At 34.5% G+C, this 17,769-nt stretch carries 17 protein-coding genes and 1 pseudogene; 14 read left to right on the plus strand and 4 right to left on the minus strand.

Annotated elements, in window-relative coordinates; translation table 11 throughout:
* Positions 1–7: 7 nt before the first annotated feature.
* A complete protein-coding gene (locus AAGD63_RS03540; protein ID WP_265024380.1) occupies positions 8–157 on the plus strand; it encodes a hypothetical protein in 150 nt (49 codons plus the stop codon).
* A 43-nt stretch (positions 158–200) separates the two neighbouring features.
* Entirely contained in the window at positions 201–944 is a 744-nt protein-coding gene (locus tag AAGD63_RS03545) for a reverse transcriptase domain-containing protein (RefSeq protein ID WP_341813032.1), read from the plus strand.
* Positions 945–998: 54 nt separating this feature from the next.
* On the opposite strand, the gene AAGD63_RS03550 is transcribed toward AAGD63_RS03545, so the two are convergent.
* The 3 genes from AAGD63_RS03550 to AAGD63_RS03560 all read right to left on the minus strand — a co-directional run bounded on the left by AAGD63_RS03550 (position 999) and on the right by AAGD63_RS03560 (position 5,240).
* Positions 999–3,308 (minus strand): hypothetical protein, encoded by a 2,310-nt coding sequence (locus AAGD63_RS03550; RefSeq protein ID WP_341813033.1) that lies wholly within the window; start codon positions 3,306–3,308, stop codon positions 999–1,001.
* Positions 3,309–3,441: 133 nt separating this feature from the next.
* Positions 3,442–4,662: a DNA modification methylase gene (locus AAGD63_RS03555; protein WP_341813034.1), complete on the minus strand. Its 1,221-nt coding sequence runs from the start codon at positions 4,660–4,662 to the stop codon at positions 3,442–3,444.
* Between the two features lie 113 nt (positions 4,663–4,775).
* A complete protein-coding gene (locus AAGD63_RS03560; RefSeq protein WP_341813035.1) occupies positions 4,776–5,240 on the minus strand; it encodes a Holliday junction resolvase in 465 nt (154 codons plus the stop codon).
* 217 nt (positions 5,241–5,457) lie between these two features.
* On the opposite strand from AAGD63_RS03560, the gene AAGD63_RS03565 reads away from it, so the two are divergent.
* Both AAGD63_RS03565 and AAGD63_RS03570 read left to right on the plus strand, forming a co-directional pair.
* Positions 5,458–6,690 carry a hypothetical protein gene (locus AAGD63_RS03565; protein ID WP_341813036.1) on the plus strand — a complete coding sequence of 411 codons (1,233 nt, stop codon included), beginning with the start codon at positions 5,458–5,460 and terminating at the stop codon, positions 6,688–6,690.
* Complete coding sequence (locus AAGD63_RS03570; RefSeq protein WP_341813037.1) at positions 6,656–7,771, plus strand: hypothetical protein; 1,116 nt, start codon at positions 6,656–6,658, stop codon at positions 7,769–7,771. The genes AAGD63_RS03565 and AAGD63_RS03570 overlap by 35 nt, the downstream gene beginning before the upstream one ends.
* A gap of 525 nt (positions 7,772–8,296) precedes the next feature.
* Here the strand turns inward: AAGD63_RS03570 and AAGD63_RS03575 are convergent.
* Complete coding sequence (locus tag AAGD63_RS03575) at positions 8,297–9,643, minus strand: IS110 family transposase (RefSeq protein WP_341813038.1); 1,347 nt, start codon at positions 9,641–9,643, stop codon at positions 8,297–8,299.
* Between the two features lie 509 nt (positions 9,644–10,152).
* On the opposite strand from AAGD63_RS03575, the gene AAGD63_RS03580 reads away from it, so the two are divergent.
* The 10 genes and pseudogenes from AAGD63_RS03580 (at position 10,153) to AAGD63_RS03625 (ending at position 17,769) form a co-directional block, all read left to right on the plus strand.
* The gene (locus AAGD63_RS03580; RefSeq protein ID WP_341813039.1) at positions 10,153–10,332 is read left to right on the plus strand and encodes an SWIM zinc finger family protein; all 180 of its coding nucleotides are present in this window, start codon (positions 10,153–10,155) and stop codon (positions 10,330–10,332) included.
* The gene (locus AAGD63_RS03585; protein ID WP_341813040.1) at positions 10,329–11,429 is read left to right on the plus strand and encodes a phage tail sheath subtilisin-like domain-containing protein; all 1,101 of its coding nucleotides are present in this window, start codon (positions 10,329–10,331) and stop codon (positions 11,427–11,429) included. The genes AAGD63_RS03580 and AAGD63_RS03585 overlap by 4 nt, the downstream gene beginning before the upstream one ends.
* A 15-nt stretch (positions 11,430–11,444) precedes the next feature.
* Complete coding sequence (locus tag AAGD63_RS03590) at positions 11,445–11,951, plus strand: phage major tail tube protein (protein WP_341813041.1); 507 nt, start codon at positions 11,445–11,447, stop codon at positions 11,949–11,951.
* Positions 11,952–12,046: 95 nt separating this feature from the next.
* On the plus strand, positions 12,047–12,922 hold the full coding sequence (locus AAGD63_RS03595; protein WP_341813042.1) for an Rpn family recombination-promoting nuclease/putative transposase: 876 nt from the start codon (positions 12,047–12,049) through the stop codon (positions 12,920–12,922).
* 131 nt (positions 12,923–13,053) lie between these two features.
* A complete protein-coding gene (locus AAGD63_RS03600; RefSeq protein WP_341813043.1) occupies positions 13,054–13,311 on the plus strand; it encodes a phage tail assembly protein in 258 nt (85 codons plus the stop codon).
* Positions 13,312–13,996: 685 nt separating this feature from the next.
* Positions 13,997–15,702, plus strand: a pseudogene (locus AAGD63_RS03605) (phage tail tape measure protein).
* Positions 15,702–16,040: a phage tail protein gene (locus tag AAGD63_RS03610; protein WP_341813044.1), complete on the plus strand. Its 339-nt coding sequence runs from the start codon at positions 15,702–15,704 to the stop codon at positions 16,038–16,040. Before AAGD63_RS03605 ends, AAGD63_RS03610 begins: the two are co-directional and overlap by 1 nt.
* A 26-nt stretch (positions 16,041–16,066) precedes the next feature.
* Complete coding sequence (locus AAGD63_RS03615; protein ID WP_410542016.1) at positions 16,067–16,246, plus strand: tail protein X; 180 nt, start codon at positions 16,067–16,069, stop codon at positions 16,244–16,246.
* The gene (locus AAGD63_RS03620; RefSeq protein WP_341813046.1) at positions 16,243–17,208 is read left to right on the plus strand and encodes a phage late control D family protein; all 966 of its coding nucleotides are present in this window, start codon (positions 16,243–16,245) and stop codon (positions 17,206–17,208) included. Before AAGD63_RS03615 ends, AAGD63_RS03620 begins: the two co-directional genes overlap by 4 nt.
* 48 nt (positions 17,209–17,256) lie before the next feature.
* Positions 17,257–17,769 (plus strand): ankyrin repeat domain-containing protein, encoded by a 513-nt coding sequence (locus AAGD63_RS03625; RefSeq protein ID WP_341813047.1) that lies wholly within the window; start codon positions 17,257–17,259, stop codon positions 17,767–17,769.

Genomic DNA, 17,769 nt, shown 5'->3' on the forward strand with positions numbered 1-17,769 from the left:
CTATTGTGTGGAACTACGGGAACCTGTCGTTTCGATGATAAGGGAGAAATCCAAGGAGCTAAACTCTAAGGATGAGAGTACCGATGCGAAAAACAGGGGCGGATCAGCTCGTAGTAGTGAAGAAGTTTCTGTAATGGAAATCGAGAGAAGGGGCTGAGTTATTTAGTTTTAATGATTTATCAACCGAAAGGGAGGAGTTAATGAGTAAAACAAAGTCTTTTGATATATCAAAGCAACTTATTTGGAGAGCTTATAAACAAGTATCGAAAAATAAAGGTGCTGCTGGTGTGGATGAGGTTTCGATAACAAAGGTTGAAGAAAATCTAAAAGATAATCTGTACAAACTATGGAATAGGATGTCATCCGGAAGTTATTTTCCAGAGCCGGTAAAAGCTGTTGTGATACCAAAAGATACAGGAGGGCAAAGAATTTTATGTGTTCCTTCAGTATTCGACAGGATAGGGCAAACGGCTGCTGCTATGTATCTAGAGCCGCTGGTAGAACCAAAATTTCATGAGGATTCATATGGTTATAGACCAAATAAGTCTGCACTGGATGCGGTAGATACAGCTCGTAAAAGATGCTGGAGGTACGATTGGACGATAGATCTTGATATATCTGGATTTTTCGACAATTTGGACCACGGCTTGGCATTGCAAGCTATCAAAAAGCACACAGACTGCAAATGGGTCATACTGTATGTTGAGAGGTGGATGAAAGCCCCCATTCAGCAAGCAGATGGCAGTAAGGTAGTTAGGGATAAAGGAGTTCCGCAAGGAGGTTCAATTAGCCCAATCATCTCTAATATATTCATGCATCATGTGTTTGATATATGGATGAAAAAGAACTACCCGACGGTACCATTTGAGAGGTATAAGGTTTTGCCAGTATCAGCAATTCCCTACCTGTTTATACTTGCCAATATTTTAGAGATATTTTACTAACACAAAGCAAAATACTCCGGTGCTTTCTTTTTACATAGTGAAATTTGGCTATTTTCAACTAATACTATAAATTACATCTTTGTAGTTATGAGATTCAACCACTACTTGCTCTAGCGTTAAACTGCTGCATTTAGCATCTTTACTATGGTTTTCTTCAAGCACTTTTGTCCTTGCTTCCTTTGTTTCCTCAATGAACTTTCCATTAACTTTTTCTGGTTCAATTCTTTCCTCACAATATACAAGATTTGTGCAATTTGTTTTTCTGTAGTAATGTACTCCAAGGAATATCACTGATAGTGCAAGTATACTCGAGCCTATAAGTAGTGATAACCCTACGTTATTAATCAAAGCGTTCTGGTAAAACTTCTGTACACTATTAATACCACCTTCTACATACAGTAATAAAGGCAATACTATATTTGCAGCAACCAAACTGCTTAATAATGCTGTAAATAATGGCCTATTTTTGATTACTGATTCTACTTTATTTCTTCTACTAATGACTTTGTCGTCAATATTAATGAAGTTGTTCTTACCCTTCCAAGCGTTAAGTGTAAAATGTGAATGAGTACCATTGCTGTATTCCAGTTTGACTGATTTTATTACTTTATCTTTTGGTTGATACTTTAGCACCTGATTCAAAGTTTCATTCGCATTCTTTCCTCCTATTTGACACTCTTCAGTATCTCTAAATTGCTTTATTCCACAAAATATTGTGCTAATTGCAAGCAATGAAGTAATTGCTATCATTGGCATAGTAATATAGAGAGGGCTGTTTACAAAAAATGCAATAAATTGTCCTTTATCCTGTAGATATACCAAAGCTGCAGAAGCGCTAAGTGCAACAGCAGCTATACCGAAAATTACAAATTCCTTCTGCTGCACTGCATATTTTACTCTTGGCAAAATTCTATTTGTTTTCTTTTCTTTTTTAATTAACGGGGTTTCTTCATTATCACTTTTTTCTGATGAGCTAGTTGAAAGTGTAACTGGACTATCATGATTTAATGACATATTCTCCCATCCTTGACTGCCACAAAACTCACTCATTTCTGTTACTTGAGAATTTGATCTTGTCATCTCTGCACTTCTATTGTCTATTCCACTATCACTTCCTTCCAAACTCTTTTTTAAAAATTTTGTATTCAGATCTACAGGTTCACCAATTATATCTTCTGATCCTTTCTTAATTGATGTTTCTTCAGAATTTGACTTTTCTATCTCTGGACTTTGATCATTTATTTCACCATCTAAACCTCTTTTCGAGAATCTTTTACTTTGGTCTATAGTTTCATACATAGGTTCTCCTATAGCTTCTTGCTCATCACATTTTTTTCCATTTAATTGGAAAGAAGAATGTGGTGGCTTTGGTGGTGCAATATCCTGAATAATACTCAACCGATGATTTTCTGCTGTTCTAGGCGAAGGTGGAGCTACATTTCTAATATTGCCCTTCTCCAACATTCCATTTCTAGGTAACGGCTTTGGTTTATCTCCTAATTCTTTATCCTCTTCCTCTTTTTGCATTTCTTTTGTGTTGTCTATTTTGGGGTTGGAAGATGTGTTGGATGCCGCCTCAAACTGATCAAGAGAATACCCACCGTTATATCCTATTCCATTTGCCTCACAAACTGCATTAAATTCGTCCTCTATGTCTTCACCCTCATCTGATGACTTTGGCTTATCCCCTGATTTTCTATCCTCTTCATGCACATCTATTTTGTCATATGTTTGGCAGTTGGAAGATGTGCTGAATGCCACATTAAACTGATCAGGATAATATCCACCGTTATATCCTATTCCATTTGCCTCACAAACTGCATTAAATTCGTCCTCTATGTCTTCACCCTCATCTGATGACTTTGGCTTATCCCCTGATTTTCTATCCTCTTCATGCACATCTATTTTGTCATATGTTTGGCAGTTGGAAGATGTGCTGAATGCCACATTAAACTGATCAGGATAATATCCACCGTTATATCCTATTCCATTTGCCTCACAAACTGCATTAAATTCGTCCTCTATGTCTTCACCCTCATCTAATGATGAAAGTGCATCAAATTGATCAGCACCTGCCTCGTCCATTTCTAGTGTAATACTGCTATCACTACCATTTCTAATCACATTCGAAAAAGCTGCCTTGTATTCAGTGTTGCACTGCTTCAGATCGTGACTACCACAAGTTTGCTTCATATGTTTCTCCTTAATAATAGGTGTTTGCTTCGTACCTTTTTCAAACAATTCAATTCTCTTCTTAACAGATAGTGTAGAATCTGAAACATTATTTTCTACTTCTTCAGAAAACGATGTTTCATTACTTGTTTGCGACGTTACTACTCCAGCTAACGTCTTTGCTTGATTCATTGAGTGCATCACATTTAATCCAAAGTTATTTACTACACTAAACTCATTAAAATACGGTATATACCAGTAAATTAATATTACACCTACTCAGGCTTACTAAATTTCTGTTTGCATTATCTCTTCCACTTTTTTCTTACTGTTTTTCTTCTTGAATTTCTGCAAAAGTTTTACCAGTACCAGAAAGAATTGCCTCCCTACCTGTGTATATTTGCCAACGTTTTATGGTTACATCTACAAACTTTGAATCTAGCTCTATTGTTCTGCAAATTCTTCCTGTTCTCTCACATGCAATCAGTGTACTTCCAGAACCGCTAAATGGATCAAGTACTATGTCTCCTGATCTGCTGCTGTTTACTATTGCTCTCTCCATTAGCTCTACTGGCTTCATCGTTGGATGTAGTGTATTGTGCGTTGGCTTATCATAAAACCATAGATCACTTTGATTTCTTCCTCCAAGCCACTCACGTTTATTGCCGCTTTTCCATCCATAGAGCATTGCTTCGTATTGTCTTTGATAATCTGATCTTCCTAGCGTAAAGTGATTTTTTGCCCAAATGATAAATGTTGACCATTTTCCTCCTGCCTCCTCAAATACTTTTTGCAACGTTGAAAACTCTGATGATGATATGCAGATGTAAATTGCTCCCTTCGTATATGCTAAAATATTGGAACAGATGTCATAGAGAAAAAGCTCATACTTTTCACCTTGATTATCGTTTAATATTTTTTTATCTTCTCTCTCTTGGCTACTACCATAGTCAACGTTATATGGAGGATCACAAATAGTAATGTCTGCCATTTTATCATCTAACAGTGCTTTATATGATTCAATTACAGAGCTATCACCACAATAGATTCTATGATCACCTAAAATCCATAGATCACCTAGTTTTGTTATTTCTACCTTTTTGTCATCAACAACTAAGTCAGAAAGATCTTCTTTTTCACCATCAAAATCATCGAGAAACCGTTGAACTTTTTCCAATTCAAATCCTGTCATTTTAAGGTCAAACTGCAAATCTTCTAGCTCTTGAATTTCTACCTTTAAAAGATCATCATCCCACTTTGCCCAATTAGCTGATTGATTTGCCAGTAATCGAAAAGCTTTGGTTTGTGGTTCATTTAGATTATCACTTAAGACCACTGGAATACTTTCCATACCAAGTTTTCTTGCTGCTTTAAGTCTTAAATGACCATCAACCACAGTTCCATCGCTTTTTGCAACTATTGGTATACGAAAGCCGAATTCCCTGATTGAAGCACACATTCTGTTGACTACATCGTCATTTTTACGCGGATTACGCTCATATTCGACCAGATTTCGAGTAGGATAGTAGTGGATTGCTAAATTCATATAATTTAAATTCTTAATAATTAAAAAGTTAATATTTAAAATATGTCTGACGCTAAAGAAGGCTTGGGGTCAGCACCACCAAACCCGCCAGTATGGCCGAAAGGACCCACTTTCTATGGTATTTTTAATGTGTTAAAATCTTTACTAAGATTCATAACGTAGAACATTAATGCCAAAGCATCTGCTTGATTATCATCTCTAGGTGAAAAACCTTTTTCACGTATCGCTTCAATAACTTCACTCTTACTTGCATTGCCTTTGCCTGCTATAAAGCGTTTTATAGTTTTAACATTAACACCTTGGTAGGGAATATTGTTCTCTTCACACCAAGCAGACAGAACTGCGAGAAAACCGCCATAGCAATGCGCTGCATCAGTTCCTAGATGTCTTCTCACTTCCTCAAAATACACTGCAGAAATGTCTTTCAAAGAATTGAGCCAATTACGAAAATTCAAGAAGCACATGCCACCTCCGCTAAAACGGCTACCATGAAAACTTTTGCTTCCACTTTCAATTACTCCATTGGTTAGAATTGCCCAGCCTGTTTGTTTGCCAAGGTCCAGTGTTAGGGTTGACATTTATATTCAGAATTTGTTTTGCTAGAGTGCTATATAATATATATTCAGGATTTGAAAAATTTTTGTCCAAAAAATCTTCTTCTTAAGCAAACTTTTTAGAAAAAACTTGGTTAAAAATCAGTAAACAGCCCTTGCATAATTATTGGTCAAGACTTTCAGATTTCTATCTTAACTATTTAAATAGTCTATTATGTTATTATGGTGTGGTTAGTTTCTTATGAACATTTATCCAAATCGTAAATTTTGGGAAGATGATTTAGAAGTCCCTGTTAACCATTTGCTTGATCGTTTTCACAATACAAAAATACGTCAGTCTTGGATAGATTCACTTTCTGGTAAGCAATTAAATATTATTTTTCAAAACTCCTTTAAAGATAAATTAAACGCTCAACTCTTTGATGATGAAAGTTACGATAATACATTTGTACAATACAAACGTAAAGTGATTGCTAATTATTCCGATTCTCTCGTTACTTACTACTTGATTACCTGTTTTGACCGTGCAAAACTAGAAGTTACTGTCAGTGAAATTGCAAGATCTGCATTAACTACAGAACTCATGAAATCCTACCTTGTAAAAAATAATAATAAATATGATAAGAAGTCTTTGCTGTTTCTACTGTTTCATGCAGATTACAATCTTTTAAAGTCTGTCTATCACTTTGAAAAAATACAAAGAAAGAGTTTCATGTCTTTTGCCTTACAAAAAATACCAAGACGACCAAGTACTCCATTTAAGGACTTTATCTCAGAGGAAATCATACAACAAATACTGAAAGAAGATAACATTAAGAGAAATGACAGTTTCGAGAATCAACTACAAGGTTTCTTCTATCATCAGAATCGTTTATATGTGTTAATACGAAAAGCTAGCGATATAGATTTGTTGTTAAATTCAAACAAAGTTATTCATGGCCATAAGGCAGAGTGGATGATTTTGGATTTTCTACTAAATGGCACTCAGGTAGATCTTGGTGCTAGAAATATTGATCAAGCTATAGAAATAGCAAATAGCATTGCAAGTTGTTACTTTGGCTGCGAATGTATTTTTGTAGATGTGCAGGATAAAAATTTCGCGGAACAGGTGCATAAATTTATAGAAACTTGTATTAATGAATCTGATTCAAATATTCGTGTTTTTGAGTTAAAGTTTCAGTCAAATCGTTTCAATTACAGCTATACTAATATCACTTTGACTGTCGCTCCATATGATCCTATTGCACCGGAATTGCATGTTTTAAAGCCATTTGTAGGAAACATAGTGCCACTTATAGAGTCGATTAAAGTAATATTTCAAGGCAAAAAGATAGGCTTATTTTTCAAGAGAAGTGATGAGTATATAGCAATTTACTACTCTGAACATCCTCTGAATAAAAGGGAAAGAGAGGATTTTAAAGCATACATAAAACAATTTTATGGTCTTACAATCTTGCCAAGAGCAAATCTCTGATCTTCTTAATTCTGGCAGCTCTTGGGTTAATCCAAATCAAAATTACATCAAAGCAGCAAGGTATTTGTCAGATCTTGAATTAATTAAGATGCAAGAGAGGTCTTACATTATCTGCTCTCGTAGACAAGATAAATTAGATTGGCCAAATATAGTTGATCCATACTGTAACAATGAGATTTTCATTGATGAGGACTTTAACGAAGCATGCGATAATATAATTTGTGAAAATTGTAACCGTGATATTTTACCTAATACCTACAAGAAGCAAAGATTTCACCGCTTATCTGTATATTTTAACCCAGAGAAATTTATGAATTGGTTTGAAGGTCAGCTAAGTGATACAAATTTTATGTGGCAAAAAGTGGAAAGTGGAGTTTATCATGTTGGTGGACAAGGTAAGATTGTAAGTTTAATCATACTTGATTTTTGCACCAATCCAACATTCTTAACGATAGATAAGCTTAAAGCTAATCCAACTGTATTAATAATACTGAGAAAAAATCCATCAAACATACCTCTTGATTTGCCCATAGTAAAAATGGTTGACCTTTTCTTTCAGCATCAGACTTTAATTGAAGTATTTCAAGAAGCAGTACAAAGAGGAGTACCAGAGTTAATACCAAATACTTCAATGCAAATTTTGCATACTTCACTTAATCTAATTGAACCTCCTAAAGAGAAGGAATTACTAAAGTTGCAATTGATAGAGGGCTCACTTTACGTAAACAATATAGAGATTCTAAATAAGAAAGCTGTAACATGTATGAAAGTTTTTCGCATATTATTTGAACAATTTTTGAATGATTGTAAAAAAGAATTACCCCCTGAAAAACACATGTTGCTTAGCATAACTGAAATAGAAAAGCGCCTAAATCTTGATCCAGAAGCAGACCCAGAACATTACATTAGAAAACCAATAAACACAATCCAAAGAACAATAAAAACCACTTTAGCTAAAAAGTTAGGATTAAACATCGAACGTAATGATGTGATTCAAACAGTTGGTTGGCCTGGATCATCACGTAAAGATTATGGCTACCGTATTAACCCTTTTACTGTGCTGATAAAAGTAGTTCGTTAACTGTGTTGAAGAGAAGTAAAAGATGTTATAATGGAAAAAGTAAAATTTGTGACAAGGCTTGTGATCAAGTTTTAAAGAAGCGTTCTTTGGTTGGTATTTTACCCTGAAGTCACATCTAGCTTTAAAGTACAGTTTTTGTCTCATCTAAAAAAATACAAATTCTCAATTATGTAACTTACCAAAAGCCTAAATTTCTTTTGCTTTCTTCAATCTTTTCTACTCTGTTCGTTTGCCGACTTTTGTGTTTGAAGCACATCTACACTTAATGCCCCTATACTAATATATACCGGATTTCTTACTACTTTTTCCGGGATTTTCTCAAAAAAAGTTTAAATAATTTTTAATCACAAAAAATGAAGAGACTGTAGAAAAAAGGTTTTCATATTGCCTTTTCTGTTGTTTTTTTGGCATTTTGTAGTGATTTATGTTAGATTACTTGGGTTTATTTAGGCTAAAATATATATAATGTCTATTTACGGAAGAACATGGTGGGGTAAGAAATGGCTTCATTCTTCTAACAAACTCCTAAGAACCTTTTTCATCTATCGGCTCCTCTTTCATTAGTATATAACCAAATTCCTTTGCTTTTTTAAGCAAATTTTTGACTACTCTCTCTTTGTAAAGTGTTTCATAATAGTTCATTCCTTTCTCTACATATTCTTGTCCATATTTCAACATTTGATAAAAGATACATGCTAATTTCCTTGCTGTCGCAGTTATTGCTTTTGGTGCTCCTAGCCTTTTTTTCAGCCTTCTACTATATGCACCTATTGCACTTTTGCTTCTCAACACACAATGGGCAGCCATTCGAAATGCATTCGCAGCGCGGTTAATAACTTTACGAGTTCCTGTTCCAACAATTTTTCCTCCTGTAATTTTATTAGCAGGGCTTAATCCAAGCCAGGAAGAAAAATGTTTTTCTGTTGGCCATTTATTATGATTTATACCTGTTTCCGAAATGATAGTTTGTACACTTAATACATCAAATCCCGGGACTTTAGTAAAATCTATCCCGGTTATTCGATTTAAATCCTCATCCGCAGCAAAATCTGGACCATTCTTCTGCTTCCACTTTCGTATTTTATTCAACATCCTGTTCTCATTTGACTTTGCCTCAAATGTTTTATAGTAACTCTCTATACTTTTATCACATTCCGTTATTTGCTCTTGAAAAAAAGTATATGCTGCATATTCTTGTTTTAGTGCAAACAAGTGTTCTTCTCTATAGTCTCCTGTTAATGCTTTTGCTATAGTAGGCTTGTCATTCTTCATGTTTGAATTTCTAAATTCAGCTAGTTTTTGGGGGTCTTTCTCTCCTTCAATTATTGCTTTAATAATTTTCATGCCTGTTAAACCGTTGATATCACTAATAACCTTATGCAATTGAATATTCATTTGAATTAGCGCTTTTTGCATACGTTGAGTATGTTTAGCTGCATTTTCAATTAGATTAGCACGTTGTCTAACGTAACTACGCAATACACACATTTGATTATCCGGTCTAAATGATCCTTGAAGCAGTCCATAGCTGTGCAATTGTTGCAGCCATTGACAATCCTGAACATCAGACTTTCTACCAGGCACATTTTTGACATGTCGCGCATTTACTAGTTTTACCTCAAATTTATATGATTCTAATATTTGAAATAAGGGAATCCAATATACTCCAGTTGACTCCATGGCCACAGTTCTAACCTGACACTTTTTTAACCACTTTGCTAAGTTGTGTAGATCTACTGTAAAGCACCCAAATTTTTGGATACGTTGTTCATCTCTTCCTTCAGGTGCACATACATAATGTACAGTCGAGCCAATATCAATCCCTGATGCGTCAGGGTTTATTATTTTTAATTTACTTTTTGCTTCTGCCATATAAAATTCCTCCTATACTATTATGATAAGAAGCACTTCAGCTTGGGACGGTTAGGTTATACAATCTTCTAAACGAGGTAGTCCAGAAAGAACTCCATCAATGGCTTTACCGTTTCCCCCAAAACCATGCTTTCAAACGGGCATTTATAGCACCATTGATTGTTTCGGTTATAGCTGCAGAAGCGCTTCTTCGTAAAACTATATCCAAAAAACATAAAGTAAAGAGAAAGAGTTTCTTTTTGGTTTTATAGATTTCGTCTGTTCAGGCTTTCAGTGAAGTTGATTACGATAACCGCCTTTCACGTGGTAGAACTTATGCTAATACTGGTCGAGCTTTTGGTATTCAAATCAATGGTAATACAATTACAGCCAAAGTTAGTGGTTCAAGACCTCATCCATATAAAGTTAAAATAGTACTAAACAAATTAAATTCATCAGCTATCCGTTGTATTATTGAAAATTCTCCCTCTATATTACCTAAATTAATAAATAAACAATTACCAACACTTTTGTTTGATAAACTTAACGACTCAGGTATTAAATTATTTCCTTCGAATTGGGAAGAAATGAACGCAAGTTGCAATTGTCCTGATTGGGCTATGCCTTGTAAACATATTGCTGCTGTAATTTATCTTATTGCTGCAGAAATTGATAAAAACCCTTTCGTAATTTTCAATATTCATAAGTGATAGGTGTAATTGGTACTGCACCTGAAGCCAATGAGCAAAAATTTCCACTGAATAAACCAGTACTGATAGAAGGAAGCTTAAAAGAAGTAGCAAAACTTGGAAAGAGTGGCAGTTTACCTTCTGCAGTAAATGGAATATTTTCCCAGATTGGTGCAACAGTAGTAGTTATTCGAGTTAAAGAAAGTGAAAACAGCGATCCAAAATTAAAAGAAGAGGAGACGCTGAAGAATATAATTGGCGGTGTTGATAAAGAGACTGGAGAGTATCAAGGGATAGAGGCATTCCTCAGCAGTGAAAGTATAGTTCATGTTGCCCCAAGAATATTAATTGCACCTCAATTTACTCACCAACTACCAGAAGATGGCAAAAATTCAGTGGTTTCAGCATTAATTCCTATAGCAGAAAAATTAAGAGCTATAATAGTTGCAGATGGACCAAATACTAATGATGAAGAAGCAATCAAGTGGAGAAAAAGTGTAGGCAGCTCAAGAGTTTACGTAGTTGATCCATGGGTTAAGGTGTTTATTGAAGGAAAAGAAGAAATTTTGCCAGCAAGCCCATTTGTAGCTGGTTTAATAGCGAAAGTAGATAGCGAACAAGGATTCTGGCACTCACCTTCAAATAAAGAGATAAATGGTATTATTGGCACAAGCAGGCCTATTGATTTTACGCTTGGTAATACAAATTGTAGAGCAAATCACTTGAATGAAAATGAAGTAACAACAATAATTCATCAAAATGGCTACAGGCTTTGGGGAAATAGAACATGTTTAAATGATTCGAAATGGGCCTTTCTGTCAGTGAGGCGTACTGCAGATTTAATCAATGATAGTTTACTTCGAGCTCATCTATGGGCAGTTGATCGCAATATTACCAAAACTTATATAGATGATGTGATTGAGGGGGTGAATTCTTATTTGGCTAATTTAAAAGCGCAAGGAGCAATTATCAACGGAAAATGTTATGCAACCCCAGAACTCAATACACCAACAAATATTGCAAGTGGAAAAGTATATTTTGATTTTGAGTTTACACCGCCATATCCAGCAGAACAGATTACTTTCAGGTCACATCTTGTGAGTGGTACAATATTATAAAAATGGGAGAAAGAGATGTTACCGAAGATTTTAAAGAATTTTAATGTATTCGTAGATGGTCGTGGTTATGCAGGAAAAATAGATGAGATAACCTTGCCGAAGCTCACCATTAAAACTGAGAAATATAGAGCTGGTGGTATGGATATTCCAGTAAATATAGATATGGGGATGGAGAAACTTGAAGCAGATTTCACTTTTTCTGAATACGATACAGAGCTCTTTCGGCTTTTTGGGTTGATAAATGGAAATTCGGTAGCTTTGACGCTCCGTGATGGAATGCAAGGGGGTGGTAGTAATGATGTTGAAGGAGTAACAATCAACTTAAGAGGCATTTTTAAAGAATTTGACTTTGGTAGCTGGAAACCTGCTGAAAAAGCCACTCTAAAATGCACTGTAGCTGCCCATTACTACAAACTTACTATAGGTGGCAATGAATTGATAGAAATCGATGCTGAAAATATGATTAGAAAGATAAATGGTGTTGATCAAATGGCCTTGCTGCAAACGATTCTAGGGATTTAATGGAATAGATGGATGCTTTTTCATACAACCACTTTTTTATTGAAAAATTACTAATAATACTGTATAATTATTAACGGTTTTTAGGAATTTTTGCTATGGCTTTATCTAAATTTCTCGACCCTAAAAATGATATAGCATTTCGCCGTATCTTTGGTACTGAAAAGAATAAAGATATCCTCATTCACTTTCTAAATGATATTTTGAGCTTTACTGGCAAAAATGCAATACAGGATATAGAGTTTTTAAGTACTATTCAAGATCCTGATATTGCATCTAAAAAACAAAGTATTGTTGATGTGCTATGTAGAGATTCAACAGGAGTACAATGGATAATTGAGATGCAGGTCGCTAAAACCAAAGGCTTTGAAAAACGAGCTCAGTACTATGCTGCTAAAGCCTATTCAAGACAAGCTGACAAGGGTGATCAATGCCATGATCTTAAGGAAATTATTTTTATTGCTATAGCAGATTGTATACTGTTTCCTGATAAGTCTGAGTATAAATCAAAGCACACTATTCGCGATGAAGATACTAATGAGCACGATCTAAAAGATTTTTACTTTGTATTTATTGAATTGCCTAAATTTCCCAAAACTAAAGAAGATCAGCTTTCAAATATAGTTGAGAAGTGGGTATATTTTTTTAAGCACGCTGACGAAACAGGTGAAGAAGAGCTGGAAAGGATAATAGGAAATGACGTAATAATCAAAAAAGCTTATGAAGAGCTAAATAGGTTCAACTGGTCAGAAAAAGAATTTATTGCTTATGAACAAGAGGTCAAGCGTATTCGTGATGAACAAGCTGTTCTTGCTCAAAAACTCGATGATGCCAAAAAAGAAGGAAAGATTGAAGGAAAGATTGAAGTTGCAAGGGCGATGTTGACTAATAATGTTGATATTAGCACTATTGTCAAGTGTACAGGTCTTTCTGTCGATGAAGTTCAAGAATTAATTCAAGTTGAGGAAAAATAACCCCTACTATCATTTTTATATTGAGAAATTTAGTATAAAGGATCGTTAATCAAACACAAAAACTATAGTAAAAAAATTAGTTATGTAAAAGCCGATATAGACTTTTATTTAATTAATTTTTAAGGAGGAACATGCAAGCTATAACACTTAATAACCCAATAACAGTTGATGGAATTTCTGTCTCAGAACTTACCATTAGACGTCCAAAAGTTAGAGATTATTTAGCTATTGAGAGACTTAATGGTAGTGATCTAAGTAAGGAAGTAACTTTGACTGCCAATCTGACATCAGTTGCAAAAGAAGCAATTGAAGAGTTGGATATTGCTGATTATGTAAAAATGCAAGAAGTATTAAAGGATTTTTTTTCATCAATTATCCAAAAAACTTGAGATTAGAAATACTAGTGCTTGGCTCTATCATAGGTGGTGGAGTTGAGCACATTCTTGATATGGAGATTAGTGAATTTATTTTATGGAGCAAATTAGCTAGGAAGTTCAAATGTCAGTATTATCGATAAAAATAGGTGCGGTACTTGATGACAGTTTTAATACTGTAATAAAGGGAAGCAGTAGTCAACTTACCCGTCTTGGTGAGAATATAAGAAAGCTTGATTCATCTTTAAAATCAGTATCAAAGTTTAAGCAGTTGGGTAGTGATGTTTTAACTAGCAGAAGGTCATGGAAAGGTTTTGAGGATCAGGTAAAATCTTTAGCTAAACAAATGAAAGCGATAGAGAAACCAAGCAAAACTTTAAAAGCAGAATTTGACAAGGCCAAAACCTCCGCAACAAAAGCAAAAGAAGCATACTTGAAAAAGAGAGATGCTTTGCATTCACTCAATGAAGAAGTAAGGAAAAGTGGAAGAAACATTAAGTCTTTAGTAAGTGATCAATATAAACTTGGCTCATCTATTGAAGCGCTAAAAGGTAAGTATGGTAAGCTTGGGTCTGCAATACGTAGTCACCAAAGTTTTTTAGCAAGTAAAGCACATTTTAAGTCACAAATTATAGAGACTATTGGACTAGGGCTAACGCTTGCAGCTCCAGTTAAAGTTGCAATTGATTTTGAATCGGCCATGGCTGATGTAAAAAAAGTAGTAAAATTTGTGCAAAATGACACTAAAGATGAAGCATTAAAGTTTGCTAAAGAGTTAAAGAAATTATCTTGGGAGATACCCTTGTCAGCTGCAGAATTAGCACAAATAGCTGCAAGTGGTGGTCAGCTTGGTATTGCAAAAATGATCTTATTAAGTTTACAACAGTAGTTGCTAAAATGACCACAGCGTTTGATATGTCGGCAGAAGAAGCTGGTAATGCTATTGCGAAAATATCCAACGTCTATGGAATTAAAGTTGATGGTATGGAAAATGTAGGTAACATAATAAACCATCTCTCAGATAATACCGCTGCTAAAGCACAAGAAATGGTTCTTACATTAAATAGAATTGGTGGTAATGCTAAACAGTTTGGTTTAGAAGTTGATCAAGCAAGTAGCTTAGCAAGTGCGTTCATAAGTTTAGGTAAACAACCTGAAAAAGCAGCAACTGCTATAAATAACTTTCTTAGTAAATTACAGACCGCAAGAGAGCAAAGTCCTAAATTTCACGATGCATTAGATGAGATGGGAACAAGTATAGAAGAGCTCGAACAAACCATTAAAAAAAATCCTCAAGAGGCAATATTACAATTCCTTGAAACTTTAAAAAGAATAGACGATCAAGAGCGTGCCGGTATTCTTATGAATCTATTTGGCGCTGGGTTTCAAGATGACATTGCTCTTTTAGTAGGAAGCTTAGACATTTATAAGAAAGCTATTGAACAGGTAGCTGATAAAGGAAAGTACCGCTCCTCAATGCAGAAAGAATTTGAAAATCGGGCAAACACTACAGCTAATAAATTACAATTACTTAAAAATGCAGTATTTGAAGCTGGAATGAATCTAGGGTCAGTAATGTTGCCTACTTTAAATTATGTAGCTGGAAGTTTGAAAGCAATAACAGAGCGTATAGCTTCTTTTGCAGAAAAACATTCAACTTTAACTACGGCAATCATGAGTACTTTAGCAGCTTTAATAAGTTTGAAAGTCTTAGTAGTGGGAGTAGGCTATGGAATTACTTTATTAGGAAGTACAATTTTTGGTCTTAAAGCAACAATACTGACAACATTTTCATCTTTATCAAGTATAGTTTTTCCTGCAGTAATAACAGGGCTAAGAGCAATAACACTCGCTGTAATGAGTAACCCAATTGGACTTTTAATAGCAAGTCTTGTCACTGGTGCAGCTCTTGTTATCACTAATTGGCAAAAAGTGAAAGACTTTTTCTCTAGCCTTTGGAAGTCAATCATTAAACCTATAGGAGAAGTCTTTTCGTGGATGGGAAGCAGCATATTTACTGAAAACAGCCCGATTAGAAAATTTGAAAATAATGGAAATGTTGTTAATAAGCTTTCTAAAAATAGCATTTTCAGTAATGGAAACCCATTGATAAATAATAGTGCTGTTAAACAATTTTCAGAAAATAGCAAAAGCAATTTTGAGAATTTTAAAGTTAAAAGTGTTATAGAAGAAAAAAGAGCTATGGAACAAGAAGAAGTTGAGAAAGCATTCAAGAAAAGTAGATGTGAAAATAGGGAATCGAAAGTATATAACCAAGCATTCTATCAAACGTTTAATATCAACATTAAGTCTGAAGATGTCCGCAGCGTTGCTGATGCAGTAATAGAACGATTTAGAGAACAAGCACGTGGGGCACTTTTTGATATAGTTGAAGAGTTACATTGATGTTGCTTGGAAAATGTAAGCTTGAACCAATAAGCCTAAGATACAGTAAAGAAGAAAAGTGGTATACAATTGAATGTATTGAAAAAACGTCGCTACAAAACATTGGCTCAGGAATTGAATGTATTGATCTGACAGGAGTGATTTATCCACGCTATCAGAGTAATGGTTTAAAGCAACTAAAAAGTATACGTGATACTCAAGTTCTAGTTGATAATTCAGGAAATGTGCTTGGAAATTTTGTCATTACTAATGTAGAAGAAAAACAGATATTATTTTTTCCTGATGGAACACCAAGAAAAATTGAGTTTATTTTGAAGTTAAAAAGTTACAATAAATGATTTATTATTACACCAAAGAAAACGAAATGTTAGATCTGATTTGTTGGAAACATTATGGATACAGTAGTGGAGCAGTGGAGGAAGTATTGCTTGAAAATTCAGGTCTTGCAGAACATGGAAGTTTTTTGCCTACTGGATTAAGGATTAAGCTTCCTAAAATTCAGAAAATATCGAAAGAATCTGTTATAAATATTTTAGATGAATGACACCAGACTTTGATATAGTAGCAAAAAATAACCCAGTAACAGAGGTTTTAAAAAAGAGTTTAATATTATTACGTGTTACTGATGGATCCGGTACTACAAGTGACGAAGCTGAGATATATATTAGTTATAACTCTAGCGCTTTAGAACTTAAGGGTAATTTACAAATTTTTCTCGGATACAAAGAAACAGGTTTATTACCTATGGGGGTATATAAGGCAAATCAAATTACAATACAAAGTCCACCGCAAACTTTAAGAATAAAATGTGATGCTGCAAGTTTAAGAGGATCATTAAAGGAAAGAAAATCAAAGGAATGGAAGGACATTACCTTAGGAGATTTAATTAAAGAAATAGCACAAAAGCATGGGTATGAAGGTAAAGTCGCTGAAAGATTTGAAAATATATTTATACCACATACCATTCAAGCAGATGAAAGCGACATGAATTTTTTGGAAGGGTTAGGCAAAAAATATGATGCACTAGTAAAACCAGCAGGAGGATATATAATTTTTATTCCAAAGGGAGAAGCAAGATCAGCAACTGGAAAGATGTTAGGCACAACAGTACTTACACCTAAAGATGTTATAAATTGGGAGGTAAATTTTAATGTGCGTAACAAATATGGATCTGTTATTGCAAAATGGCACAGTTATGAAAAGGCAGAAACTATAGAAGAGAAAGTGGGAAATGAGGGTCCAAGTTATACTCTGCAAACGCTTTACTCTACTGCAGAATCAGCAATTAGTGCAGCAGCAGCTAAGTTAAGACAATTAAAACGTAGTACATCAAATTTAAATGTAACTGTTCCTGGTAATCCAGAATTATTTGCAGAAGCTAAGATCAGCCTTTCAGGATTTTGTCAGGAAATTGAAGGTGAATGGGTAATTAGCAAGGCAGAACATATTCTCAATAATAGGGGATATCAAACTATAGTAGAGGCGACAGTGAGCAAAGCTGTTTAAGTGAAACTTAAGCAAATGATTATTTAATTCTAAAAAAATGTATAATACATGAGCATAAATTCGATCATACATAAAAATAGACTAGTTTTATTAATAGCACTGGCAGTATGTATTGTAATTGTATGTATTTCATTATCTAAAAAGAGAGACAAAGATAGCATTACTAAATTAGAAATTGCATCTGAAACTTGTGACCTAGAAAATATCAAGCTCTTGATACAAAACAATGTAAGCATTGGCAAAAAAGCATTGCGTTATGCTGCAGGAAAAGGGTGTTTAGAAATTATGAAATTTTTAGTAGAAAAGGGCATTGATGTAAATGCTGCCAATAAATTTAAGTGGACAGCACTTCATTCTGCTGCAGATCAAGGTCATTTAGAAATTGTTGAGTTTCTATTAAAGCAAGGAGCAAATCCTAATACTAACGATAATGATGGGAAAAATCCAAGAAAAATAGCTGTGATGGCATCAAGGTACAACAAAGACAAGCCTTATGATCAAATAATAAAGCTACTTGCTAAAGCAGAGGATCAATACGAATCAACAAAAAGTAATCACTAA

Origin of the sequence: Wolbachia endosymbiont (group B) of Germaria angustata (assembly GCF_964026725.1) — a bacterium.
In the GTDB taxonomy this organism is placed as follows: Bacteria; Pseudomonadota; Alphaproteobacteria; order Rickettsiales; family Anaplasmataceae; genus Wolbachia; species Wolbachia pipientis_C.